Below are 25,758 nucleotides of genomic sequence, written 5' to 3'. Positions count from 1 at the left end.
CGGGCAGTCCTAATTCTTCAACGCTTGCGCTTCATTGCACCCGGCCTGCTCTCCGAGCTTGCAGGCATTGCCGAAATATCTGGCCGCTGCTGCGGCGTCACGCGTGCCCCCCGTACCGTCACGCGCCATCATCCCGGCGTTCATGCAGCCGCCAAGCGACCCGGCATTGCAGGCGCGGGCAAAGCTTGACCGGGCACCTGCAGCATCTTCCGCCATGCCTTCAGCGCTGATCTGCGCAACACCGTAATTCAGGCACCCGTCGGCATAGCCGAGTTCGCAAGCCTTGCCGAAAGCTCTCGCTGCTCCGACAAGATCTATTGCGGCGGCGCCTTCGGCCTTCTGCTTCGCCAGGCCGGCGGCATAGCATCCCGGCGCATATTGGCGGTCACACGACAGATCGAAATATCTGCGCGCGATTGCCAGATCACTTTTGCCCAGCAAGGCGGCAAAATGGATATAGCCCGCATTGTAGCACGCGCCGCCATAGGTGCTGTCGCATGCAATCCCCAGCGGCCCGAGCGAACCTGCAATGTCCTTCGGCCCGCCTTCGCCCGACTTCAGCATTGCACCATAGACTTCGCAGGATGCGGCGATCTTGGCAGCGCAGGCCCGGCTGTAGAGGCGCCGCGCAAGCGGCAGGTCCTTGGTCACATGCGTACCGTCATAGGCCATGGAGCCAGCGTTGTTGCACGCGACGTAAACATCCCCGCTCAGACAAGCGAAGGTGAACTTATCGAACGCGGTTTTCAGATCGCCGCGGTTCTGCGCTTCCTGTCCGTCCAGCGCCGCCTGCTGATACACCGAAGGCGTGCCCTGCGCGCTTGCCGTGTTGGCGATACAAATCAATGCCACGGCGAATGTCGATTTAAAGATTGTGCTCAGCATATTGCATCTCCGGCAGGGGCGGTGGCCCTTGTTGCGATGGTTGCGGGAACGCCTGACGCCTTACTGGCAGGCATAGCGATTGGCGTTGTTGGTCATGGTGCAATGCGCGCTGCGGTACTTCTCGCGCGTCTGCTGGCGCGCTTCTGCGCTGCTCAATCCGTATTTCACTTCGGGAGCCGACGATGATGGCGGCCGGTACCCGCTGCTGCTGCGTCCGCCATTTGCTGCGGCCCATCGCGCAGACGATGCGCCGGGCGTGTTGGTGCAATTATAGATCCCGCAATCATTGCCCTTTGATCGGCGTGCAATTTCGGCGTTGACGATCTGGTTGAGATTACCGGACGCTATCCAGTTATCGAGAATGTAGAGATGTTCGAGGTAAACACTGCCGATCGCACCGCCCCTGATCGTGGCAGAAAGAGCGTATTCGGCATCCGAGACGGTGCGTGCGTGGTAGATCGCGGCGTATATTGCACCGTCGTAATCGCCCTTGCGCAGAAACAGATCCACCATGCCGCGCCTGTTGGCACGTTCGGCCTGCTGGGCCGCCTGCTGGCGAGCACTCGCCTGCGCTTCGGCTTCCTCCAGCTTGATCCGCCGCGATGCGAGCGCACCGGCCAGATCGCAGATTTCCTTGCGATCGGGGCCTGTGGAGCCTGCCGCGCCACACGAACGTGCGGCGATTTGTTCGGCGTTACGATAATCGCCGAGATTATAAATGATGCGCGCCAGCTGCGAACACGATTCCCAGCGGCCAAAATTGCAATTCACCTTACGAAAGCGAAGCGCTCTTGCGGCATCGAAAAAGGATGAATTGCTGTCAGCGAAGATGGCTTCTGCCACATCGCAGCCGTCACGGTCGTTCTTGCTGCAGGCATCTTGCGAAAACTTGGCCGCCGCGCTCCAGTCCCGCTCTACATCGCCTTCGCCGTCAAAATAGATCAGGGCCAGCCTGCCGCACGCCGCCCCATCCAAGGCAAAACAAGCCTTTTGAAGGAATCGTAGACTGGTGAAGCTATCGTAATCGGCGCTCTCAGGGTCGGAATACAGCAGACCGGCGCGGGAGCAGGCGGCAATGTTACCCCCATCGCAAGACGCAGCATCTTGACTAAGCGATTGGCCCTGCGCCTGTGCGGCTGCGGGGAGAGCCAATGCCGGAACGGCGAGTAAGAGAAATGCCAACGATCGCCAGATCGCGAAAGGCCGCCCGCCGTTCCCCGGCCCGGCTGCTGTCGACGGTACAGCATTGGTTTGCCCATGCGCCTCGCCGGGGGTTGGTCCAGCTTTTTGCACGATTCCCCCCTTCGACACCGAATGGAGCGGGCATAGCTGGCTGGCAAAATCGCCTCAAATTACAAAGGCTGTTACACTTCAAGAATATTGGATGGTCTGGTTTCTCGCTGCCAGCCACGCGAGCGCGGGGGATTATGCGATTGCCTTTGCCAGTCGCGCCCTTGCCTCTTGTTCTCCGATCAGAGGCAGGAGTTCGCCCATATCGGGGCCGTGATCCATCCCGGTCAACGCCTGACGCAGCGGCAGGAACAGCGGCTTGCCCTTTCGCCCGGTCGCTTCTTTCAGAGCGGTGGTGAGGGCCGCCCAGGGATTTTCGCCCCACACCAGCAACCGCGCAGCCTCGGCAAGAAACTCTTTGTCGTCCTTCGAGAACTCGGGCTGGTCAATCGGACCGGTCACCAACCGCCACCAGTCCACCGCCTCGCCGACATGGGCAAGATTAGGGCGGACGGCGTGCCAACCGGCAGCATCCATCCCCTTCGGCAGGCGCGATGCGACCGCTTCGAAGGGCAGTTGATGGACGATCCCGGCATTGAGCCGTTCAAGGTCTTTCTCATCAAACTTCGCCGGCGCGCGCCCGAAGGTGGAGAGGTCGAAGCTTTCGACCAGTGCCGCACGGTCAGCCACGGGCTCGACCGGTTGCGAGGTGCCGAGCCGAGCCAGCAGCGAGATGATCGCTTCCGGTTCGATCCCGCGTTCACGAAAAGCATCGCAGCCCAAGGAGCCCAGTCGTTTCGAAAGCTTGCCCTCCCGCCCCACCAGCAGCGCCTCATGCGCAAATTCCGGCAATGTTTTTGCTGCACTTCCGGTTGCAGCAAAACCCGCAGCATAAAGCGCGGTAAATATCTGAATTTGCACCGCAGTGTTGGAAACATGATCTTCGCCGCGCAGCACTTGGGTTACGCCCATGTCAATATCGTCCACCGCGCTCGGCATCATGTAGAGCCATGATCCGTCTGCACGGCGGATCACTGGATCGGATAGCTGGGCGGCATCAAATTTCTGGGTACCGCGGATCCCGTCCTCCCACACGATCGGTTCTGCATGATCGAGCAGGAAGCGCCAATGCGGCGCGACGCCCTCACCTTCCTTGGCAGCCCGCTCGGCATCAGTCAGCTTCAGAGACCCGCGATCGTAGATAGGCGGCAACCCGCGCCCCAGCGCAATCTTGCGCTTCACGTCCAGTTCCTGCGCGGTTTCATAACAGGGATAGATGCGCCCTGCTGCTTTCAGCGCGGCAAAGGCTGCTTCGTAGCGATCCAACCGCGCAGACTGGCGCTCCTCCTGATCCCAATCGAGGCCCAGCCAGACCAGATCCATGCGGATCGCGTCGACATATTCCTCAAGACTGCGCGCCGCATCGGTATCATCGATCCGCAGAATGAAAGTTCCGCCATTGCGCCGCGCCAACATCCAGTTGTGCAGAGCGGTGCGGATATTGCCGACGTGAAGGCGGCCGGTGGGTGAAGGGGCAAAGCGGGTGATGGCGGGCGCGGTGGTCATGGCCGGTGCGGTAAAGCGCGCACGCCTTGCCCGCAAGGCCTCAGGCGGCGCGCAGCTCTGCCGCTGTCAAGGCAAGCGCGCCCTCCCACAGGCGGTGCATACGTTCGGGCCGGATCAGACCGGCAAGCGCGTCTTCAAAACCGGCCCTGTTGCCATGAAAGGCAGCATCGATGAAAGCACCGATGGTCGCCTCGTCATGGCTGAGCAAGCGGCAGCAGAAGCGCGAAACGTGGATGTTTTCCGGCCAGGCCGCGGAGATGGTCTGCGCCAGGATCAGCGCCTTGGCCGCGATCGCCACACTGCCCAGCCGTATCGCCAGTTCCGGCACCGGATCGCGGCCCATGCGCTCGTGCAGCGCGATCAGCCGCAAGGCGTGGAGAAAACGCCCCGCAACCGGCCCCAGCGTCTCGATCCGCGGCGGCACAGCCAAAGCGGCGATGATGTTTCTCGTAGTGGCGGAAGATGGGCGGTGCTGCGGCATGAAACCTCGCTTTTGCTGGGCCAGTGGCATGATCACAGACCTATCCTTGATGCGAGTGATTTGCAATAGCGTATTCTTGTGCGTCCGGACAAAGAAAAGCCCCGCCGCGGCCCAAAGGCTGCGGCGGGGCAATCCGTGGTCTGAAAAATAGGTGGCGGAGCTTATTCCTCGCCGGCATCCTCGACATCGGTTGCAGGCGCTGCGGCTGCCATGGCAGCCATCGCAGCCTTCATCTTCTCTTCCGAGCCGACAGCATCGGCCGCCGGTTCGGCTTCGCGTTGACCGGACGCGGCAAGCGCATCCTGCTGCTTCTTCCACGCCGCCTTCAGCGAGGCGTCACGGCTGTTGGCGGTCACGCGCAGACGGTTCATGCCCGCGCCGGTACCGGCAGGGATGAGACGACCGACGATCACGTTTTCCTTCAGACCGATCAACGTGTCCTTTTTCCCTTCGACCGCCGCCTGCGTCAGCACGCGGGTGGTTTCCTGGAACGAGGCCGCCGAGATGAAGCTGCGGGTTTGCAGCGACGCCTTGGTGATGCCGAGCAGCACCGGCTTGCCTTCCGCGGGCTGTTTGCCCTTGGCCAGCTTGCCGTTGATCTCGAGCATTTCTGCCAGATCGACCTGTTCGCCGGGCAGCAGGGTGGTGTCCCCGCCTTCGGTGATCTCGACCTTTTGCAGCATCTGGCGAACGATCACTTCGATGTGCTTGTCGTTGATCTTCACGCCCTGCAAGCGATAGACTTCCTGGATCTCGTCAACCAGATATTCGGCCAACGCTTCCACGCCCATCACTTCAAGGATGTCGTGCGGGTTGGGTGATCCGGAAACAAGGGTGTCACCCTTCTTCACGTAATCGCCTTCCTGCACGTCAATCACCTTGGTCTTGGCGATCAGGTATTCCACTGCTTCGCCTTCCTCGGGGATGATCGCGATCTTGCGCTTCGCCTTGTATTCGCGGACGAATTCGATCCGGCCGGAAATCTTGGCGATGACCGATACGTCCTTTGGCATACGCGCCTCGAACAGTTCGGCCACGCGCGGCAAACCGCCGGTGATGTCACGGGTCTTGGCGGCTTCGCGGCTGGCGCGGGCGAGAATATCGCCGGCTTCAACCGTCTGGCCATCCTCGACCGACAGGGTGGTGCCTGGAGCGAGCATGTAACGTGCCGCTTCGATGTCACCGCTGCCCTCGGCCAGAAGGGTCATACGTGGACGCAGATCTTCCTTCTTCTTGCGGCCGGTTGCACGGTTTTCGGTCACGACGCGCTGCGCGATACCGGTTGCATCATCCATCTGTTCTTCGAGCGTAATGCCCTCGACCAGATCCTGATACTTCACCACACCCGATTGTTCGGTGATGATCGGCAGGGTGAACGGATCCCATTCGGCAATCCGGTCGCCGATCTTCACCTGATCGCCATCCTTGAACATCAGCACGGTACCATAGGGCACCTTGTGCATTTCGCGCTCGCGCCCTTCGGCATCGATCACCGCAATCTCGCCGTTGCGGGCAAGGCTGAGGATACGACCACGCTTGTCGCTGATGGTCGGCATGTCACGCAGTTCGATCCGGCCATCCGAGATCGCCTCGAGGTGGCTGGTTTCATTGAGCTGCGCCGCGCCGCCGATGTGGAAGGTCCGCATCGTCAGCTGGGTGCCGGGCTCGCCGATCGACTGCGCGGCAATAACGCCAACAGCTTCACCGATGTTCACCGGAGTCCCGCGGGCAAGGTCACGGCCGTAGCAGGTGCCGCATACGCCCATGTCGGCTTCGCAGATCAGCGGCGAGCGGATCTTGGCCGACTGCACTTCAGCCGCCTCGATATCCTTCACCATCGCTTCGTCGAGCAAGGTGCCCGCAGGAACGATCACTTCGCCGGTTGCCGCGTTGAGAATGTCCTCGGCCACAGTGCGGCCCAGAATACGCTCGCCGAGCGAGGCAATTACGGAACCGCCCTGCACGATGGCGCGCATTTCGAGCGCGTTCTGCGTGCCGCAATCTTCTTCGACGATGACGCAATCCTGCGACACGTCGACCAGACGGCGGGTCAGGTAACCGGAGTTTGCGGTCTTCAACGCGGTATCCGCAAGGCCCTTACGGGCACCGTGGGTCGAGTTGAAGTATTCAAGAACGGTCAGACCTTCCTTGAAGTTCGAGATGATCGGCGTTTCGATGATCTCGCCCGAAGGCTTGGCCATCAGCCCGCGCATCCCGGCCAACTGCTTCATCTGTGCCGGGCTACCACGGGCGCCGGAGTGGCTCATCATGTAGATCGAGTTGATCTGGGCTTCCTTGCCCGTTTCCGCATCGATCGGAGTCGCCTTGATCTCCGCCATCATCGCGTCGGAGACCATGTCACCGCACTTCGACCAGGCGTCGATCACCTTGTTGTACTTTTCCTGCTGGGTGATCAGGCCGTCCTGGTACTGCTGCTCGTATCCGGCCACCAGATCCTTGGTCTCGTCGACCAGTTTGATCTTGGCGTCGGGGATGATCATGTCATCCTTGCCGAAGCTGATGCCAGCCTTGAACGCATGGCGGAAGCCAAGGCTCATGATCGCATCGGCGAACAGCACCGTGTCTTTCTGGCCGGTGTGACGATAGACCTGATCGATCACGTCACCGATCTCACGCTTGGTGAGCAGGCGGTTCACGATGTCGAACGGCACCTTGTGGTTCTTGGGCAGGCACTCGCCGATCAGCATCCGGCCCGGCGTGGTGACGAAGCGCGTCATTGCCACCTTGCCGCTTTCATCGGCCTGCGGAACGCGGGCGATGATCTTGGTGTGCAGCGTGACGGCCTTGGCCTCGAGTGCCTGGTGCACTTCGGCCATGTCCGAAAAGCGGGGGAGCCTTTCGACCTTGGTGCCATCGGCGTTGTCGATGAATTCCGGGTGCTTTTCCTGCCGCTCCATCGAGAGGTAGTAGATCCCCAGAACCATGTCCTGCGAAGGCACGATGATCGGCTTGCCGTTGGCGGGCGAGAGGATGTTGTTGGTCGACATCATCAGCACGCGCGCTTCAAGCTGGGCTTCCAGCGAAAGCGGAACGTGGACAGCCATCTGGTCACCGTCGAAGTCGGCATTGAAGGCCGAACAGACGAGCGGGTGCAGCTGGATCGCCTTGCCTTCGATCAGCACGGGCTCGAACGCCTGGATGCCAAGACGGTGAAGCGTCGGCGCACGGTTGAGCAGCACGGGGTGTTCGCGGATCACTTCGTCAAGGATGTCCCAGACTTCCTTGCGTTCCTTTTCCACCCACTTCTTGGCCTGCTTCAGAGTCATCGAAAGACCCTTGGCGTCCAGACGGGCGTAGATGAACGGCTTGAACAGTTCGAGCGCCATCTTCTTTGGCAGGCCGCACTGGTGCAGCTTCAATTCCGGCCCGGTCACAATCACCGAACGGCCCGAATAATCGACGCGCTTGCCGAGCAGGTTCTGACGGAAGCGGCCCTGCTTGCCCTTGAGCATGTCGGACAGCGACTTCAGCGGACGCTTGTTGGCACCGGTGATAACGCGGCCACGGCGGCCATTGTCGAACAGCGCGTCAACGGCTTCCTGCAACATGCGCTTTTCGTTGCGGACAATGATGTCCGGCGCGCGCAGCTCGATCAGGCGCTTCAGACGGTTGTTGCGGTTGATCACGCGGCGATAGAGATCGTTGAGATCGGACGTCGCAAAGCGGCCACCATCCAGCGGCACCAGCGGGCGCAGCTCGGGCGGGATCACGGGGATCACTTCAAGGATCATCCATTCCGGGCGGTTGCCCGAGTCGATGAAGCTTTCCACGACCTTCAGCCGTTTGATGATCTTCTTGGGCTTGAGCAGCGACTTGGTGGTCGCCAGCTCTTCCATCAGCACATCGCGCTCGTTTTCGAGGTCGAGCTGCATCAGCATGGTACGCACGGCTTCCGCGCCGATATCGGCGGTGAAGGCGTCCTCGCCATATTCGTCCTGCGCTTCGAGCAGTTCGTCTTCGGTCATCAGCTGGAATTTCTCCAGCGGGGTGAGGCCCGGTTCTGTGACGATGTAGCTTTCGAAATACAGCACGCGCTCAAGCTGCTTCAACTGCATGTCGAGCAGCAGGCCGATGCGTGACGGCAGCGACTTCAGGAACCAGATATGCGCGACCGGGGCGGCCAGTTCGATGTGGCCCATGCGCTCGCGGCGCACCTTGGTGACGGTGACTTCGACGCCGCACTTTTCGCAAACGACGCCCTTGTACTTCATGCGCTTGTACTTGCCGCACAGGCACTCGTAATCCTTCACGGGGCCGAAGATGCGCGCACAGAACAACCCGTCACGTTCGGGCTTGAACGTGCGGTAGTTGATGGTTTCGGGCTTCTTGATCTCGCCGTACGACCACGAGCGGATACGCTCGGGTGAAGCGATGCCGATCTGGATCTGGTCGAAGGTTTCGGGCTTCGCCAGCTGGTTGGTGAATTTGCTGAGTTCGTTCATTGCTGTGTTCCCTTTAGGGGATGAAACTTAAAGGCGCGGTTGGCGGGGGCCGGTGCGCAAACACCCGGCCCCTCGCCCGCTTAATCCGCTGCAATCGCGCTGTAGTCGGTCTGGTCGGCGTCTTCCTCGTCGAGGATCGACTTCAGTTCGACGTTCAGACCCAGAGAGCGCATTTCCTTGACGAGCACGTTGAAGCTCTCCGGGATGCCGGCCTCGAAGGTGTCGTCACCCTTGACGATCGCTTCATAGACCTTGGTGCGGCCGACCACGTCATCGGACTTCACCGTCAGCATTTCCTGCAAGGTGTAAGCCGCGCCGTAAGCCTGCAGCGCCCAGACTTCCATTTCCCCGAAGCGCTGGCCGCCGAACTGCGCCTTACCGCCCAGCGGCTGCTGGGTGACGAGGCTGTAGGGGCCGATCGAACGCGCGTGGATTTTGTCGTCGACCAAGTGGTGCAGCTTGAGCATGTAGATGATGCCCACGGTGACCTTGCGGTCAAACGCTTCGCCGGTGCGGCCATCATACAGCGTGGACTGACCCGAAGAATCGATCCCCGCCTTGATCAGCATGTCCGAAACGTCGGCTTCGCGTGCGCCATCGAACACCGGGGTACCCATCGGCACGCCTGCTGCAAGATTGCCCGCCAGTTCGACGATATCGGCCGTGGTGCGGCTGTTGAGATCGTCGAAATACTGGTCGCCATAAATGTCCTTCAACCGGTCCACCACCGCTTCGGGCGGCTTGATGCCGGCGAAGTCTTCGGCAGCGTTCGGGTGCTGGGCACGCCACTGGTCAAGCATATCCTTGATTTCGTGGCCGAGCGCACGGGCCGCAAAGCCCAGGTGCGTTTCGAAGATCTGCCCGACGTTCATGCGTGAAGGCACGCCCAGCGGGTTCAGCACCAGATCAACCGGCGTGCCGTCTTCAAGGAACGGCATGTCTTCGGCCGGCAGAATGCGGCTGATGACACCCTTGTTCCCGTGGCGACCAGCCATCTTGTCGCCCGGCTGCAGCTTGCGCTTCACCGCCACGAACACCTTGACCATCTTGAGCACGCCCGGCGCGAGTTCATCGCCGCGTTCCAGCTTTTCCTTGCGGTCCTGGAACTTGGCATCGATCACCGCGACGGCTTCGTCGTACTGCGTCTTCACCGCTTCGATCTGCGCCTGACGACCATCTTCGGCCACCGCGAACTTGAACCATTCGTGGCGATCGATTTCCTCGAGCATGGCCTCGGTAATGGCCTCGCCCTTCTTCCCGCCCTTGGGAGCAGCCGATGCGGTCTGGCCGATCAGCATGTCACGCAGGCGGTTATAGGTCGCGCGGTTGAGGATGTTGCGTTCATCGGCAGCGTCCTTGCGGAGACGTTCGATTTCCTCGTTCTGGATCGCACGGGTACGGTCATCGATCTCGATCCCGTGGCGGTTGAACACCCGGACTTCGACGATGGTGCCCGCAACGCCCGGCGGCAGACGCAGCGAAGTGTCACGCACATCGCTTGCCTTTTCGCCGAAGATCGCGCGCAGCAGCTTTTCTTCCGGCGTCATCGGCGATTCACCCTTGGGGGTGATCTTGCCGACCAGAATGTCACCGGGGTGAACTTCCGCACCGATGTAGACGATACCCGCTTCGTCGAGGTTGCGCAGAGCTTCCTCGCCAACGTTGGGAATGTCGCGGGTGATGTCTTCCGGCCCGAGCTTGGTATCGCGCGCCATGACTTCGAATTCCTCGATATGGATCGAGGTGAAGACGTCGTCCTTCACGATGCGTTCGGAGATGAGGATACTATCCTCGTAGTTGTAGCCGTTCCACGGCATGAACGCGACGAGGCTGTTCTTGCCGAGCGCGAGTTCGCCCAGATCGGTCGAGGGGCCATCGGCAATGATGTCACCCTGTTCGATCACATCGCCCACCTTCACCAGCGGACGCTGGTTGATGCAGGTGTTCTGGTTCGAACGCTGGAACTTCTGCAACGTGTAGATGTCCACGCCCGACTGACCGGGTTCGACATCGCCGATGGCGCGGATAACGATACGGGTCGCATCGACCTGATCGACAATCCCGCCGCGGCGGGCAGCAATCGCGGCGCCCGAATCGCGCGCCACGGTTTCTTCCATGCCGGTGCCGACCCACGGCGCTTCGGCCTTGACGAGCGGCACCGCCTGGCGCTGCATGTTCGAGCCCATCAGGGCACGGTTGGCGTCATCGTTTTCCAGGAACGGGATCAGCGATGCCGCAACCGAAACGAGCTGCTTCGGGCTGACGTCCATCAGCGTCACGTGTTCACGCATCGCCATCAGGTTATCGCCGTTGTGACGCGCCGACACCAGTTCTTCGACGAACGAGCCGTCTTCGTTCAGCTCGGCCGAAGCCTGCGCGACGGTGTGCTTTTGCTCTTCCATTGCGGAAAGATAGATCACGTCGGCGGTCACCTTGCCGTCGATCACCTTGCGGTACGGGGTTTCGATGAACCCGTACTTGTTGACGCGGCTGAAGCTGGCGAGGCTGTTGATCAGACCGATGTTCGGGCCTTCCGGCGTTTCGATCGGGCAGATACGGCCATAGTGGGTCGGGTGAACGTCGCGGACTTCGAAGCCCGCGCGCTCACGGGTAAGACCACCCGGGCCCAAGGCCGAAACGCGGCGCTTGTGGGTGACTTCCGACAGCGGGTTGGTCTGATCCATGAACTGCGACAGCTGCGAAGAGCCGAAGAATTCACGCACTGCGGCCACCGCGGGCTTTGCGTTGATCAAATCGTTCGGCATCACGGTGCTGACATCGACCGACGACATGCGCTCCTTCACGGCGCGCTCCATGCGCAGCAGGCCGACGCGGTACTGGTTTTCCAGCAGCTCGCCCACCGAACGCACGCGGCGGTTGCCGAGGTTGTCGATATCATCGACTTCGCCCTTGCCGTCCTTCAGGCCGACAAGTTCCTTGACCACGGCAAGAATGTCTTCCTTGCGCAGCGTGGTCACGGTGTCTTCGGCATCAAGGCCGAGACGCATGTTGAGCTTCACACGGCCCACAGCCGAAAGGTCATAGCGTTCGGCATCGAAGAACAGGCCTTCGAACAGCGCCTCGGCGGTTTCCTTCGTCGGCGGTTCGCCCGGACGCATGACCTTGTAGATGGCTTCCAAGCCTTCATCACGGTTTTCGGCCTTGTCGGCCTTCAGCGTGTTGCGGATCCACGGACCGGTGTTGATTTCGTCGATGTCGAGCAGTTCGAGCTGATCGATCCCGGCCTTATCGAAAGCTTCGATATGCTCGAGCGTCAGCTCGTCACCCGCTTCGATGTGGATGCGGCCGGTGCTTTCATCGATCATGTCACGCGCGGCATAGCGGCTGACGACTTCTTCGGTCGGCAGCAGCAGATTGGCGAGACCATCCTTGGCGGCCTTGTTGGCGGCGCGCGGGCTGATCTTCTGGCCGGCGGGGAACACTTCCTCGCCGGTGGCAGCGTCGATCAGCGGGAAAGTCGGCTTGGACCCGCGCCATTGCTCGGGCACGAACGGGATCTTCCAGCCATCCTTGGCACGGTCCCACACCACGGTGTTGTAGAAGTGCGAGAGGATGCCCTCGGCATCGAGGCCGAGCGAATAGAGCAGCGCGGTGACCGGCAGCTTGCGCTTGCGGTCGATGCGGACGTTGACGATGTCCTTGGCGTCGAATTCGAAATCGAGCCACGAGCCGCGGTACGGAATCACGCGGGCAGCGAACAGCAGCTTGCCCGACGAGTGGGTCTTGCCGCGATCGTGATCGAACAGCACGCCCGGCGAACGGTGCATCTGCGACACGATAACACGCTCGGTGCCGTTGATGATGAAGGTGCCGTTGTCGGTCATGAGCGGCATGTCGCCCATGTAAACGTCCTGCTCCTTGATATCGAGGACGCTGCGGGTTTCGGTTTCCTGATCCACCTCGAAGACGATGAGACGCAGTGTCACCTTCATCGGGGCGGCATAGGTAATGCCGCGCTGACGGCACTCGGTGGTGTCGTACTTGGGCTCTTCGAGTTCGTAATGGACGAAATCGAGCTCGGCGGTGCCGGCGAAATCGCGGATCGGGAAGACCGAGCGCAGGGTCTTTTCGAGGCCCGAGACATAGCCGGTCGCCTTGTCCGAACGCAGGAACTGCTCGTAGCTTTCGCGCTGAACCTCGATCAGGTTCGGCATCTGCACCACTTCGTGGATGTCGCCGAAGATCTTGCGGATGCGCCGCTTTGCGGTGCCCTGCGCCGTGCGGCTGCGGGTGACGGGCGACTTGGCCTTGGTTGCCATGGAGGAGTGTGCCTCTTTAGTTGTGCCGCGCGGAGGATGTCCGCACCGGCTAGGAAATTCGCTGTGTCCGTCGCGATCGGGGTGCCATTCGGAAACGCGCATAAGCCGCTCGCCTAGCCCCGACCATGGCCGGCGCTGGCAGCAGCAATGATTATGTGCGTCGCGAAACTGGCAGGCGCTGCTTCCTTCCCGGACCGATCCACCGCGTATGAATCAGTCTTGCTCGAAGCAAACGCGAGGGGCGCATGTAGGATTGCCCTTTACCAGTGTCAACGGCGATCGGGCGCTCAATGGGCCTTCAGCTTACCCCATTTTCTGCAATCGCCGACAATCATATCGTTTTTCAATATTATTGATTGACGATAAGAAATTTACGATTTATTGTTTTTCAATAACACCAACGGGACGAATGATCCATGCTCCGCTTTGCCCACTCCTTTCTTGGCCTGCTCAATGTGCTTAATTGGGCTGTCGGCGTGCCGATGCTGGTATTGTTCGCTATTGCCGCGATCGATTCCTCGGCCTTTTCAGACCAAATGCGGAGCGAGTTCAGCCCCCAGGAAACGGCTGCACTCGTAGAGTGGCTGCGCGTTGCTGCGGCCGCAACTCTGGTCACGATACCGCTGGCGCACATCATCTTCACACGGCTGCGCGCGATGATCCGTGATGCGCAATCGGGCCTTGTTTTCTCTCTGGCCAGCATTGCACGATTGCGCACGGTTGCCTTTTGCCTGCTCGGCGTCTGCATAGTTGATCTCGTCTTCGGCATCGCTTCGATCAACGTGAGCGAGAAGACCGGCGAATATCTTGGGTGGTCGCCCTCGCTCACCCCGTGGCTGGTGGCGGGGCTTCTGTTTGTGCTTGCCCGGATTTTCTCCGAGGGCGTCACCATGCGCGAAGAGCTTGAGGGGACGGTCTGATGGCCGGGGGAGATTCAATCACCGTTCGCCTTGATACACTGCTCGAGGCGCGGGGCATGACCCTGACCGAGCTTGCAAACCGCATTGATCTCACGTTGGCCAACCTGTCGATCCTCAAGACCGGCAAGGCCAAAGCGATCCGCTTTTCCACCCTCGCTGCGATCTGCCGCGAATTGAACTGCCAGCCGGGCGATCTGCTCGGCTACGAAGGGAAGTAGAACATGAAAGCGCTGCTATCCGATACCAAGGCGATCTATCGCCACGCTGCCGCCTTTGCCGTGGCCTGCCCGCTGCTGTTTCTGATCCCGGTGTTGGTGGAGATGGCACAGCACATTATCGAATTGCGCGGCGGAATGTATGTAGACGAAGCTGGCGCGATGGCGGCCGAAACCGATCCGCTGCGGTTGCAATTCGGCTTCGTCAAGACGCTGGCGCTGTATTTGCCGGGATACTGGTTCGTCCGTTTCGTTCTGCTGCGCGACCCATCGCGCGCGTCGCGGATCGAGTGGCCGGCATTCGGGCTGTGGCTGGTGGTTTTCGCCTTTGGTGCCATTCAGATGTGGTGGGGATTGTTCGGCCCTTCACTGACGGAACTAGCCGGACTTGAAGGCCAGGGCGCGACGATCGCTTCGTTCGCGCTGAGTATCGGCTCAATGGTTCTGGCGCTCTATCTCGCCGCATGGAGCGCGGGCTGGGCGGTTGGAAACCGGGCCATCACACCGCTGCGGTCGTTCGCGATCATGCACAAGGGATTCTGGCACGCCGCCGGTCTGATGGTAACTGGTATGATGCCGCTGATGGTGCTGCATTACGCGCTAGCCATCGCGGCGGTGGTCTTCTTGCCTTCGGCACTCGACTGGGCGGCAATGGTGCTGGATTCAATCGTCGTCGGCTTTCTTGCGCTGACCTTGACGGGATCATCAGTAATGGCAGCTATCCATGCGACGCGGCGCGCGGGCGTGGAATTGGTGCCTGCCGGCGACCCATCTGTGCCGCGGATCGGGTCGCTTGCAGTTGGTCAGAGTACTTGACTCTGTGAGGCATTGGCTTAATGGCCCGCGTCGATCACCTCCGGGTGGTCATCCGTCCGAGACAGTTGGTGAAGGCAATATGGCCTTCTTAATTTCCAGCCTAGACGGGGAAACGAGATTCCGCAGGCGACCCCGGTTGCTTGCTTGCGTGCCTGCCATGATGCCGGCGCACACCCTCCTTCCCTTTCGACGGACTCGCCCGTGACGGAGCCCCGGCTTCGCCATGGACAAACGTAGCCGGTCGTTCGGGCAGCCGCCCGTCCGGCCATTAGTGAAGGAGTATGGCATGGATCGTTCGCAGAAAGCCGACGCGGTTGCCCAGCTCAATGCGGTCTTCTCCGAAGTTGCAGTGGTGGTTGTCACCCGTAACCTCGGCATGACGGTGGCCCAGTCCACCGCCCTGCGCCTGAAGATGCGCGATGCTGGCGCCACCTACAAGGTTGCGAAGAACCGTCTCGCCAATCTCGCTCTTGAAAACACCGACTATGTCGGGCTCAGTGACATGCTCACTGGCCCGGTCGGGCTGGCCTGGTCGACTGACCCGGTCGCGGCTGCAAAGGCCGCTGTCGAATTCGCCAAGACGAACGACAAGCTTGAAATCGTCGGCGGTTCGATGGGTTCGGTCGTTCTCGACGAAGCCGGAATCAAGGCGCTTGCCTCGATGCCCAGCCTCGACGAACTGCGCGCCAAGCTTATCGGTCTGGTCAACGCACCTGCGACGAAAATCGCCCAGGTCGTTACCGCGCCCGCCGCGAAGGTCGCCCGTGTGTTTGCCGCTTACGCGGACAAGGCAGCCTAAGAGACGTTTTTCGCCAGACGAAACAATCTTGGGGTTTTGGACATGGTGTCCGACCCCGCCACAATTTGGAGTGAACCATCATGGCCGATATTGCCAAGCTTGTTGAAGAACTTTCGAAGCTGACCGTGCTCGAAGCAGCCGATCTCGCCAAGGCCCTCGAAGAAGCATGGGGCGTTAGCGCCGCTGCTGCTGTCGCGGTTGCTGCCGGCCCGGCCGCTGCTGCCGAAGCTGTCGAAGAGCAGACCGAATTCGATGTCATCCTGACCGGCGACGGCGGGAAGAAGATCCAAGTCATCAAGGAAGTCCGTGGCATCACCGGCCTCGGTCTGACCGAAGCCAAGACCCTCGTTGAATCGGCTCCCAAGGCCATCAAGGAAGGCGTCAACAAGGCTGAAGCCGAAGACATCAAGGCCAAGATCGAAGCAGCCGGCGGCACCGTCGAGCTCAAGTAATCTTGACCACAAGTTTTGCGGGTGTCTTGAAGCACTCGCAGATGGGAGGGCGGCGTCAGCAATGGCGCCGCCCTTTTTGGTGTGCTGCTGTAACCGGCTGAAAACCACGATCTCGTAGCGACATTTAGCCGTCCGCATTACCATAAGGGCATTTGCGCTTTCCCCGAATCGCCCCTGCCCCTATCCGGGCCGGCTCGCTTTGCAGCGGGCGCTGGAACAATGATGCAACAGGCTGCCAATCCCGATACGCCCGGCTGGGGGCAGGAACTGCGCGCGACGCTTGGTCTCGCGGGGCCGCTGGCGGCTGCCAACCTGTTGCAAATGCTGACCTATGCGGTCGACGTGATCTTCATCGCCCGGCTGGGCGAACAGCAGCTTGCCGCATCGGCGCTGGCGGTGTCGTTGTTCGGGCTGGTGCTGTGGGCGCTGACCGGCCTGACGGGCGCGGTCGCCCCGCTGATTGCCGAAGCTGTCGGCGCGCGCGCACCCGCACTGCGTCCGGTGCGGCGATCAGTGCGGATGGCGTTATGGCTGGCGGTTATTTCCGGCGCGGGCGGAATGGGGCTTTGCTTGCTGCTCGATCCGATCATGCAGGTTTCCGGCCAGCAGCCGGGCATCATCGCCCTCGCCAACCAGTATAACAACGTTATCATCTTCTCGATGGTGCCGATGCTGTTGGCGGCGGTGCTGCGCAATTTCGTGTCGGCGCTGGGCCGCCCGATCTTCGCCACGGCGATCACGGGCCTTGGTATCTTTGTGAATGCGCTGGCCAATTACGCCTTTATTTTCGGCAACCTTGGCGCGCCGGAGATGGGACTGGCAGGCGCGGCGATTGCCACGATCATCACCGCCTTCTTCACGCTGGGCGCCTATGTGCTGGCGATCAGGCTCGACCGGCGGCTGCACCGTTACCATGTGTTCGGCCGCTTCTGGGCGCCAGACTGGACGCGGTTCAGGCAGATTATCGTTATCGGCACACCCATTGCGCTGACCATCACCGCAGAGGCAGGCATCTTCGGTGCGGCGGCGTTCCTGATGGGGCGGTTTGGCGCGGCAGAGTTGGCGGGACACACGGTTGCGCTGCAATTGGCGGCGCTGGCGTTTCAGGTGCCATTCGGCGTTGGACAGGCCGCCGCGATCCGGGTGGGTTACTTTTACGGCGCGCGCGACCCGATAGGCGCGGCGCGGGCGGGCTGGGTGGCGATAGGGATCGGCACCGGATTCATGGCCATCACCGCGCTCGCCATGGTGTTGTTCCCCGAACTGCTGCTGCGGATTTACGTCGATCCCGATGCGCCCGCCAATGCCGCACTGGTCGGGTTCGCGCTGCAATATCTGGTGCTGGCCGCCATCTTCCAGCTGGCCGACGGGGTGCAGGCTGTCGCCGCCGGAGCGCTGCGCGGTTTGCAGGACACCCGCGTGCCGATGTGGATCGCGATCTTCAGTTACTGGGTGCCGGGTATAGGGGTGTCGATCGGTCTGGGCTTCTTCACCCCGCTTCAAGGCACGGGCGTGTGGATCGGCCTGGCAACCGGGCTATTTTTCGCCGCTGTCCTGCTTATTTGGCGCTGGCATCGCCGGGAGGCGTTGAATCTGACGCGGGGGCCGGTGGCGGCGTAAGCGCCTTCGCCTTTTTCTCCTCCTGCGTCACCTGGGTGATATGATGCACTTCCTGCTGCGGATAGGGGATCGAAATGCCCTTTTCATCAAAGCGGGACTTGGCCGCTTCTGTCAGCGCCCAGGTAAGGCCGAGGTAATCTTCGGTCTTGCACCACACCCGCATCCCGATGGTAACCGCGCTATCCGCCAGCTCCGCCACGAACACCACGGGCGCAGGTTCATCCAGCACGCGGATTTCGGCATCCGCCAGCTGCAGCAGTTCCTTGCGTGCCAGTTCGATGTCGTCGCTGTAGCCGATCCCGACCAACAGCTCGAAACGGCGGGTCGGCATGCGGTGGAAATTGATGATCGGCTTGTTCCACAGCTCGTTATTGGGAACCATCACGTAGAGCCCGTCGAATTGCAGCAGTTCGGTGGTGAACAGGCCGATCGCCTGCACGGTGCCGGTCACCTGCCCTGCGTTGATCGCCTCACCCACACGGAACGGGCGCTGGATCAGGATCATCACGCCTGCCGCGACATTCGACAGTGTGCCTTGCAGCGCGAGACCCACCGCCAGCGCCAGACCACCCAGCGCCGCGATGATGCTGGTGGTCTGCACCCCGAACTGGGTCAGCACGGTAACGCCAACCACCACCCACAGCGCGTATTTGATGATATTGCCGAGGAACTTGGCAACCGTCGGCTCGATCCGGCCCGAACGGGTCAGCGCGCGGTCTGCCCCCTTGGACAGCAGCCGCGCCAGAATTACCCCGATCACCAGCACCGCAAATGCACCCGCGATCTGCGGGATGCTTTCACGCAGCCACACCCATGCCTGCGTAGCCATGTCAAATTCGGGGCCGAAACGCGCGAGTTCGGGCGGGAGCTTGGGAGAAGACATCAGATCAGGGCTTTCATGGTCAGGGGCGGGCCTGTGGGGCACAAAACGGGCCAGATAACCGACGATCCGGCCCCTGGCCACCCCTCCGGAAAAATCACCGCTGCGACATTTTTTGCGAGATCGACCCTTGATTCATCACGCCCTCACGACCAAATGCACCCCGTTGGCACTCTCAGGTGGAGAGTGCCAAGCACACTCAACCCATTTTGGAAAGGTCATCACAATGGCATTTCGTCCGCTGCACGACCGTGTCGTCGTCCGCCGCATTGAAGCCGACCAGAAGACCGCTGGCGGCATTATCATCCCTGACAGCGCGCAGGAAAAGCCCAGCGAAGGCGAAGTCATCGCTGTCGGCGAAGGCAACCGCGATGAAGACGGCGATCGCATCCCGCTCGACGTCAAGCCCGGCGACCGCGTATTGTTCGGCAAGTGGTCGGGCACCGAAGTCAAGATCGACGGGGAAGACCTGCTGATCATGAAGGAAAGCGACATCATGGGGATCATCGGCTGATAGCCTGATCTCTTTCGCGTTCCTTTACCCAAACAACGAATCTCAGGAGAAACAATCATGGCAGCCAAGGACGTAAAGTTCGGCCGCGAAGCCCGCGAAGGTATTCTGCGCGGCGTCGATATCCTCGCCAATGCCGTCAAGGTCACGCTCGGCCCCAAGGGCCGCAACGTCGTGATCGACAAGAGCTTCGGTGCGCCCCGCATCACCAAGGACGGCGTCACCGTCGCCAAGGAAATCGAACTGAAGGACAAGTTCGAAAACATGGGCGCCCAGATGCTGCGCGAAGTCGCCAGCAAGGCGAATGACAGCGCCGGCGATGGCACCACCACCGCCACCGTGCTGGCCCAGGCCATCGTCACCGAAGGCATGAAGTCGGTTGCCGCCGGCATGAACCCGATGGACCTGAAGCGCGGGATCGATCAGGCCGTCCTCGCCGTGGTCGAAAACCTCAAGAGCCGTTCGAAGGACGTTTCGGGCTCGGAAGAAATCGCCCAGGTCGGCATCATTTCGGCCAACGGCGACCGTGAAGTCGGCGAGAAGATCGCCGAAGCCATGGACAAGGTCGGCAAGGAAGGCGTGATCACCGTCGAAGAAGCCAAGGGCCTCGAGTTCGAACTTGATGTCGTGGAAGGCATGCAGTTCGACCGCGGTTACCTGTCGCCCTACTTCATCACCAACCCCGACAAGATGACTGTGGAACTGGATAACCCCTATATCCTGATCCACGAAAAGAAGCTGTCGAACCTGCAGGCAATGCTGCCGATCCTCGAAGCCGTGGTGCAGTCGGGCCGTCCGCTGCTGATCATCGCTGAAGACATCGAAGGCGAAGCGCTGGCCACCCTCGTGGTCAACAAGCTGCGCGGCGGCCTCAAGGTTGCTGCGGTCAAGGCCCCCGGCTTTGGTGATCGCCGCAAGGCGATGCTGCAGGATATCGCGATCCTGACCAAGGGCGAGATGATTTCCGAAGACCTCGGCATCAAGCTCGAAAACGTCACCGTGGGCATGCTCGGCGAAGCCAAGAAGGTTTCGATCGACAAGGACAACACCACCATCGTCGATGGCGCCGGCTCGGCCGACGACATCAAGGCGCGCGTGGCCGAAATCCGCACCCAGATCGACAACACCAGCAGCGACTACGATCGTGAAAAGCTGCAGGAACGTCTGGCCAAGCTGGCTGGCGGCGTTGCCGTGATCAAGGTTGGCGGCGCGACCGAAGTCGAAGTGAAGGAGCGCAAGGATCGCGTTGATGACGCGCTTCATGCAACCCGCGCTGCGGTTGAAGAAGGCATCGTTCCGGGCGGCGGCACGGCTCTGCTTTACGCCACCAAGGCTCTGGAAGGCCTCACCGGCGCGAACGAAGACCAGACCCGCGGCATCGACATCATCCGCAAGGCGATCACCGCCCCGGTCAAGCAGATCGCCCAGAACGCCGGCCATGATGGCGCGGTCGTTGCAGGCAACCTGCTGCGCGAGAATGACGAAACGCAGGGCTTCAACGCCGCAACCGACACCTACGAAAACCTGGTGAAGGCCGGCGTGATCGATCCGACCAAGGTGGTGCGCACTGCACTGCAGGATGCAGCTTCGGTTGCCGGCCTGCTGATCACCACCGAAGCGGCCATCGTCGAGCGTCCCGAAGACAAGGGCTCCGCGCCTGCCATGCCCGACATGGGCGGCATGGGCGGCATGGGCTTCTGATCGGTTAGCGGCCCGGCCAGCCTTGCTGGCCGGTGCCCGCGCCGATCCGGCCAGCGGGGCGCAGCTCCGACTGACGATCCGGGTTTTGCCCGAGTCCGCCCAAGGCCAGAACATGAAACCCCGGTGGAGCGATCCGCCGGGGTTTTTTGCTGTGCCCTAGATGAGCGGCGAGAGCTTTTTAACATATCCGCGCTACGATCCCCCCTCATGAAAGCGCCGGTCATCCTCCCGTGAACATGATTGCAGCCCGTCCCGCCTGCACGCCCGTGTCCGCCGCGGACGTTGGCGGCGCATTGGAAAACCAGGTCGAGGAACTTTCGCAGCGATATTTCCTGCAGAACATCGTGCGGTGGCAATCGGTCAATCTGGTGCCGCTGCTGCTGATTGGCCTGTGCAGCATGTCTCTGGCCGACTGGCGGACGACCGCTGTGTTGATCGTCCTGAATCTCGCCTGCCTTGTCGCCATGTTTGCGGTGGCGCGGCGGCTGCGCAGCGCGGCCCATCCGCCGTCGGAAACCGGCCTGTGGCGCGGCTACAATATCCTCAGCTTCGGCCTCGGCGCCCTGTGGGCGGGCCTGATGCTGCCGGTCGCGCCGACTTTGGGCGAGAATATCGCATCGACCTTTGTATGTGTCATCATCATCGCTTCGGTCGCTGTCACCAGCATGGTGATCGCAACGCGGTGGTCGGCCTTTCTCCACTTTCTCGCCGGCCTTGTGTTGTGCCTGCTGCCGCAGACGATCATTTTCATCGATGCCATCGGGCCGATCCCGCTGGTGGCGACCATCGGACTGGTGCCGGGATTCTGGGCGATGGCCAGCGCAGTGCGCCAGCAGGATCGCACCCTGATCCGCACACAGCTGGAAAAAGAGCATCTGGCGCAGGAACTCGCGCTGGCGCTGGAGCGGGCAGAGTTTCTTGCCAACCGCGACAGCCTGACCGGATTGTTCAACCGCCGTGCCTTCGAAGCCCTTGCCAACAGCCTCAGGAAAAAGGCCGGCGATGCCCCGCTCAGCCTGATCCTGATCGATCTCGATCACTTCAAGACGATCAATGACCGGCATGGCCACGCCACCGGCGACAGCGTGCTGCAACGGTCGGCCAGGCTGATCCTCGATAGCGTCAGCCCCGGCGATGTGCTGGGACGCGGCGATGGTGCGGTGGCGCGCTGGGGCGGCGAGGAATTCCTGCTGCTGCTGCCCGATTGCCCGCTGCCGCGCGCGATGCATATTGCCGAACACCTACGGCAGGGCCTTGTGCGCATGGCCGATCCGCAATGGCCTGAAAGCCTGATCGTGTCAGGATCCTTCGGCGTCGCAAGCTGGAGCCCTGATGCGGCTCTGCACCAATGTATCAGCGATGCCGATGCGGCGATGTACCGTGCCAAGCAGGCGGGGCGAAACCGGGTCGAGGGGCATGATCCTGGCCGTGATGCGCAGGAACGGATCGCGCAGGCCGGCTGATCCGGCTCTGGGTCGCTTACCGGGCGGCCTACTGAGAGGGGCGCAGCATTCCCCAGAACTTCGGGCCGCCCGGTACCTGCCATTCCCGCTCGACCGCGAAGCCCAGCGCGCGGTAGATCGCCAGATTGCCTTCGTCTGCCGTCTCCAGCCACGCGGCAGTGCCCTGCGCATCCGCCAGTGCCAGCCCCGCGCGGATCGCCGCGCCGCCATAGCCTTTGCCGCGATGGTGCGAATGGCATCCGGCGTAATGCAGATACCAGCACCCTTCCGGCGGCAGGTTCGCCTTGATCAGCGCTGCGACTTCGGCGGCGCGGCCGATCGCGGGGCCGAAAGCCAGCAGAAACGGCAGGCGCGTGCGGATCGCCTCCCACGTGCCTTCGCGCATCTGCGCCGGGCTGCGCCATGCGGTGACGGCTTCGGCATCGGGGGTCATCATCAGGCACCCCGCCTTGATGTCCTCGTCAAACACGATCCTGAAGGTGCGCTGCAAGGCCCGGCGGCGGGCAGCGGGATCGGGGACGATCCACGAAAAGGCCGGTTCATGCTGGAATGCCTCGGCCAAGGCGGCGACCACGGAAGCGCGGTCTGCGCGCGTGGCGGGGCGGCACGGGATCGCTTGTTCGCGGTGGTCTGACATGGGCATGGTCCATTCTCGCCGCGGCGGGTTGACAGTGTCAACAATTTGCCGGATTTGTTGACACTGTCAACCAAAGGCACAACTGATGATCCACTTGCAGGTTCGGGTGCAGCCATGATGGCCCGCAGCGCAGCACATGCCGGGCTTGATCTGCGCGAGGCGTGCCTTGCCGAAGCGCTGGCGATCATCAGCACCGCCGGGGCCGAAAAGCTCAGCCTGCGCGAAGTCGCTCGGCGGCTCGGCGTGTCGCATCAGGCACCCTATCGCCACTTTGCCAGCCGCGATCATCTGCTGGCAGAGATTGTGCGCGGCGCCTTTGCCGATTTCGCCGCCGCGCTGCGCAGCCCGCCGCACACCGATGCTCCGGCCAGCGATCTGCTGGTGATGGGCATGGCCTATGTCGGATTCGCTACCGCCAAGCCGCTGCAATACCGCCTGATGTTCGGCGGCACCCTGCCCGATCCGCGCCAGCACCCCGAAATGATGCAGGGCGCGCGCGACGCCTTCGATGTGCTGCGCGAAGGGATCGAAAGAATGCTGGCGGGCCGCAGCGAGCCGCACCCACGGGACGTAGTGGACCGCAATGCGCTGTTTGCATGGTCGAGCCTGCACGGCGTTGTCAGCCTGTTGCAAACCGATGCGATCGGCACGCTTGATCTGGCGCCGCAGACCCGCGCCGAGTTCACTCTGCTGGCCTTGCAGAAAGTCGGCGCGGCGCTCGGGATCGATACAGGTAATCAAGAAATCGGGGGAGACACGCAGTGAGCCGGATCATGCAAGGCCGCTGGACAGCCCAGCCGGACGACGGATTCGTCGTGTTCATCATCGGAATGCGCATCAACCGCCCATGGATGGTGCACCGCTGGCTACCTCTGATCCGGGCGATGGGCGGCATGATCCGCGAGCTTTCCGCCCAGCCGGAACTCGGCTTCATGGGCGGCAAAGCGTGGTTCGGGCGCACCATCGTGCTGATCCAGTACTGGCAATCCTTCGAACAGCTTGAGGCCTACGCCAAGGCGGTAAACCTCAGCCACGTTACCGCTTGGGCGGAATTCAACCGCAAGATCGGCGATGACGGCACGGTCGGCATCTATCACGAAACCTACCGTATCAGCCCGGGCCAGTTCGAAAACGTGTTCGTCAACATGCCGCCAACCCTGCTTGGCAACTGCGCGACACTGATCGAAGCGAAAGGCGGCTATGCCTCGGCCCGCGGGCGGATGGGGGGTGGCTGACTTGCGCCTTCAACCCCGCCCGTCCAGCCAGGCACGGCTGGTGCGAGCGACCTGACGGGCGCGTTCCGCGAGATCGGGGAAGGCATCGCGCAACGCGGCTGACCGTTCCTCGATCGCCAACGGAAGATGATCGGGCAAGGCATCGACCATCGCAGCGAGAGCCAAGCCGCCATGCCCCAGCGGCATCCGGCGGTTGATCGCATCATCGATGATCGCATCGAAATCGGCCGTGTCGGGCGGGTCGGCAGGCGCATCGCAAGGCTGGCAGTAACTCAGCCATTCCCGCGGGATCGCGGCCAAATCCGCAGCCGTCCCGCCCGAACGCGACCAGTGCAGCGTATCGACCAGCAGCGCCTTGGCCTCGCCCTCGACAGCGTCAAGGATGGTGCGCGCCATGTGGATGGTTTTCACCTCGGTGAAGATCCCGAATTCGAGATTGACGCGCACCCCGGTGCCCTTCGCCCGGTCAACCAGCGCCTGGAACTTGGCGGTGGTGGCGGCGATGTCGGGATCGCTGGAAACGCACAGCAGGTTGCGCGCACCCAGTTCCGCCGCGATGTCTACCAGCTCGGTCAGCCACGGATCGGGCGCACCCGGCATGATCCACGCGACTTCCAGATCAAGCAGCTCCACACCAGCATCCGCTGCCTGCGCACGGATGGCGCGGGTGGTGGCCGGCGTCCATGTATCGCGTTCGGCCCACATGCCGCCGAAGTCGAAACCGGACGCGGCGGCGCATTCGATCAGCTGCGCAGGCGTGGCTTCAGGCATGATCCCGGCTGCGAGCGAGATCAGCCGTCTGGTCAAAGCGTTTGACCATCATCCAGCACAAAGTCCGTGCCGGTGACAAACTCGCAAGCATCCGAACACAGGAACAGCATCATCGCATCCAGCGCCTCTTCGCCGATCAGCCGCCGCTTGGGGAACTTCGCGATCTGCCTCTTGCCCGGCTCGGTATCGAACCACGCATCGTTGATCGCGGTGCGTATATAGCCGGGGGAGACGGTGTTGACGTTGATCCCGCTGCGCGCCCATTCCCGCGCCAGCGTCTTGCCCGCCTGCACCACGCCCGCCTTGGACGCGGCATAGGCGACAAGGCCGGGCGAAGGTTCGAACGCGGTGATCGAGGCGATCAGCACGATCCGGCCATTGGTGACGCCCTGCGCCATCATCCGCTTTGCGCCTTCGCGGGCGGTCAGGATCGCACCTTTCAGGTTGATGGCAAGGGTGTGTTCGATCTCTTCTTCGGAGATAGCGGTGGCCATGCCCGCGCCATCGACGCCTGCATTGGCGATGACGGTATCGACCTTGCCGAAGATCGCGTCAGCTTCGTCAAACCCGGCGATGATATCGGCCTCGCGGGCGACATCCATCCGGATCGCCGCCGCTTTCGGGCCGATTTCAGCGGCAAGCGCTGCCAGCCGGTCGGCCCGCCGTGCCCCCAGCGCGACATTCGCGCCGCTGGCTGCAAGAATGCGCGCAAAGCGGGTGCCAAGGCCCGAAGACGCGCCAGTGATCAGCGCGGTGCGCCCGGTGAGATCGAAGGAGAAGGTCATTGGGTTCTCATGTCTCGTCATTGCGAGCCGCAGGCGAAGCAATCCATG

21 protein-coding genes are annotated in these 25,758 nt (G+C 61.9%); 11 read left to right on the top strand and 10 right to left on the bottom strand.

The genetic code is table 11. The features are described from left to right. Positions 1–9: 9 nt before the first annotated feature. The 6 genes from IP79_RS11030 to rpoB all read right to left on the bottom strand — a co-directional run bounded on the left by IP79_RS11030 (position 10) and on the right by rpoB (position 12,905). Positions 10–885: a tetratricopeptide repeat protein gene (locus tag IP79_RS11030; RefSeq protein ID WP_054119357.1), complete on the bottom strand. Its 876-nt coding sequence runs from the start codon at positions 883–885 to the stop codon at positions 10–12. Between the two features lie 60 nt (positions 886–945). Continuing rightward, complete coding sequence (locus IP79_RS11025; RefSeq protein WP_054119356.1) at positions 946–1,860, bottom strand: hypothetical protein; 915 nt, start codon at positions 1,858–1,860, stop codon at positions 946–948. A 450-nt stretch (positions 1,861–2,310) separates the two neighbouring features. Next, entirely contained in the window at positions 2,311–3,681 is a 1,371-nt protein-coding gene (gene gltX / locus IP79_RS11020; protein ID WP_054119355.1) for a glutamate--tRNA ligase, read from the bottom strand. Between the two features lie 40 nt (positions 3,682–3,721). Then, positions 3,722–4,192: a DNA-directed RNA polymerase subunit beta' gene (locus tag IP79_RS11015; RefSeq protein WP_233994177.1), complete on the bottom strand. Its 471-nt coding sequence runs from the start codon at positions 4,190–4,192 to the stop codon at positions 3,722–3,724. Positions 4,193–4,323: 131 nt separating this feature from the next. Beyond that, positions 4,324–8,625, bottom strand: coding sequence for a DNA-directed RNA polymerase subunit beta' (rpoC, locus tag IP79_RS11010; protein ID WP_054119354.1), 4,302 nt, complete (start codon positions 8,623–8,625; stop codon positions 4,324–4,326). 80 nt (positions 8,626–8,705) lie between these two features. Then, on the bottom strand, positions 8,706–12,905 hold the full coding sequence (gene rpoB, locus IP79_RS11005) for a DNA-directed RNA polymerase subunit beta (protein ID WP_054119353.1): 4,200 nt from the start codon (positions 12,903–12,905) through the stop codon (positions 8,706–8,708). Between the two features lie 416 nt (positions 12,906–13,321). On the opposite strand from rpoB, the gene IP79_RS11000 reads away from it, so the two are divergent. From IP79_RS11000 to IP79_RS10975, 6 genes are all read left to right on the top strand, one after another. Continuing rightward, positions 13,322–13,825, top strand: coding sequence for a DUF2975 domain-containing protein (locus IP79_RS11000; RefSeq protein ID WP_054119352.1), 504 nt, complete (start codon positions 13,322–13,324; stop codon positions 13,823–13,825). After that, positions 13,825–14,043: a helix-turn-helix domain-containing protein gene (locus tag IP79_RS10995; RefSeq protein WP_054119351.1), complete on the top strand. Its 219-nt coding sequence runs from the start codon at positions 13,825–13,827 to the stop codon at positions 14,041–14,043. The genes IP79_RS11000 and IP79_RS10995 overlap by 1 nt, the downstream gene beginning before the upstream one ends. Positions 14,044–14,046: 3 nt before the next feature. Continuing rightward, entirely contained in the window at positions 14,047–14,856 is an 810-nt protein-coding gene (locus IP79_RS10990; RefSeq protein WP_054119350.1) for a hypothetical protein, read from the top strand. 286 nt (positions 14,857–15,142) lie between these two features. Then, positions 15,143–15,655, top strand: coding sequence for a 50S ribosomal protein L10 (gene rplJ, locus IP79_RS10985; RefSeq protein WP_054119349.1), 513 nt, complete (start codon positions 15,143–15,145; stop codon positions 15,653–15,655). Positions 15,656–15,735: 80 nt separating this feature from the next. Then, the gene (rplL, locus tag IP79_RS10980; RefSeq protein ID WP_054119348.1) at positions 15,736–16,107 is read left to right on the top strand and encodes a 50S ribosomal protein L7/L12; all 372 of its coding nucleotides are present in this window, start codon (positions 15,736–15,738) and stop codon (positions 16,105–16,107) included. 222 nt (positions 16,108–16,329) lie between these two features. Then, positions 16,330–17,727, top strand: a complete 1,398-nt coding sequence (locus IP79_RS10975) for an MATE family efflux transporter (protein WP_054119425.1) — start codon at positions 16,330–16,332, stop codon at positions 17,725–17,727. Here the strand turns inward: IP79_RS10975 and IP79_RS10970 are convergent. Beyond that, entirely contained in the window at positions 17,666–18,610 is a 945-nt protein-coding gene (locus IP79_RS10970) for a mechanosensitive ion channel family protein (RefSeq protein WP_082337181.1), read from the bottom strand. The two genes, IP79_RS10975 and IP79_RS10970, sit on opposite strands and share 62 nt — an antisense overlap. Before the next feature lie 223 nt (positions 18,611–18,833). Between IP79_RS10970 and groES the strand changes: the two genes are divergently transcribed. From groES to IP79_RS10955, 3 genes are all read left to right on the top strand, one after another. After that, entirely contained in the window at positions 18,834–19,121 is a 288-nt protein-coding gene (gene groES / locus IP79_RS10965) for a co-chaperone GroES (RefSeq protein ID WP_054119347.1), read from the top strand. A 57-nt stretch (positions 19,122–19,178) separates the two neighbouring features. Beyond that, a complete protein-coding gene (gene groL / locus IP79_RS10960) occupies positions 19,179–20,819 on the top strand; it encodes a chaperonin GroEL (RefSeq protein ID WP_054119346.1) in 1,641 nt (546 codons plus the stop codon). Between the two features lie 266 nt (positions 20,820–21,085). After that, the gene (locus tag IP79_RS10955) at positions 21,086–22,282 is read left to right on the top strand and encodes a GGDEF domain-containing protein (protein WP_197273802.1); all 1,197 of its coding nucleotides are present in this window, start codon (positions 21,086–21,088) and stop codon (positions 22,280–22,282) included. A gap of 28 nt (positions 22,283–22,310) precedes the next feature. Here IP79_RS10955 and IP79_RS10950 read toward each other — a convergent pair whose 3' ends face one another. Beyond that, positions 22,311–22,925 (bottom strand): GNAT family N-acetyltransferase, encoded by a 615-nt coding sequence (locus tag IP79_RS10950; protein ID WP_082337174.1) that lies wholly within the window; start codon positions 22,923–22,925, stop codon positions 22,311–22,313. 108 nt (positions 22,926–23,033) lie between these two features. On the opposite strand from IP79_RS10950, the gene IP79_RS10945 reads away from it, so the two are divergent. After that, a complete protein-coding gene (locus IP79_RS10945) occupies positions 23,034–23,684 on the top strand; it encodes a TetR/AcrR family transcriptional regulator (protein WP_197273801.1) in 651 nt (216 codons plus the stop codon). After that, positions 23,681–24,154, top strand: a complete 474-nt coding sequence (locus IP79_RS10940; protein WP_054119342.1) for a DUF4188 domain-containing protein — start codon at positions 23,681–23,683, stop codon at positions 24,152–24,154. Before IP79_RS10945 ends, IP79_RS10940 begins: the two co-directional genes overlap by 4 nt. A gap of 9 nt (positions 24,155–24,163) precedes the next feature. Here the strand turns inward: IP79_RS10940 and IP79_RS10935 are convergent, their stop codons facing one another. Continuing rightward, positions 24,164–24,925, bottom strand: a complete 762-nt coding sequence (locus IP79_RS10935) for a sugar phosphate isomerase/epimerase family protein (protein WP_054119424.1) — start codon at positions 24,923–24,925, stop codon at positions 24,164–24,166. A 32-nt stretch (positions 24,926–24,957) separates the two neighbouring features. Then, positions 24,958–25,710, bottom strand: a complete 753-nt coding sequence (locus IP79_RS10930) for an SDR family NAD(P)-dependent oxidoreductase (protein ID WP_054119341.1) — start codon at positions 25,708–25,710, stop codon at positions 24,958–24,960. Between the last annotated feature and the right edge of the window lie 48 nt (positions 25,711–25,758).

The sequence above is a fragment of the Porphyrobacter sp. AAP60 genome, from assembly GCF_001296025.1.
In the GTDB taxonomy this organism is placed as follows: domain Bacteria; phylum Pseudomonadota; class Alphaproteobacteria; order Sphingomonadales; family Sphingomonadaceae; genus Erythrobacter.
The sequence above is the reverse complement of the archived record's forward strand: the minus strand, read 5'-3'. Positions and strand labels throughout refer to the sequence as shown.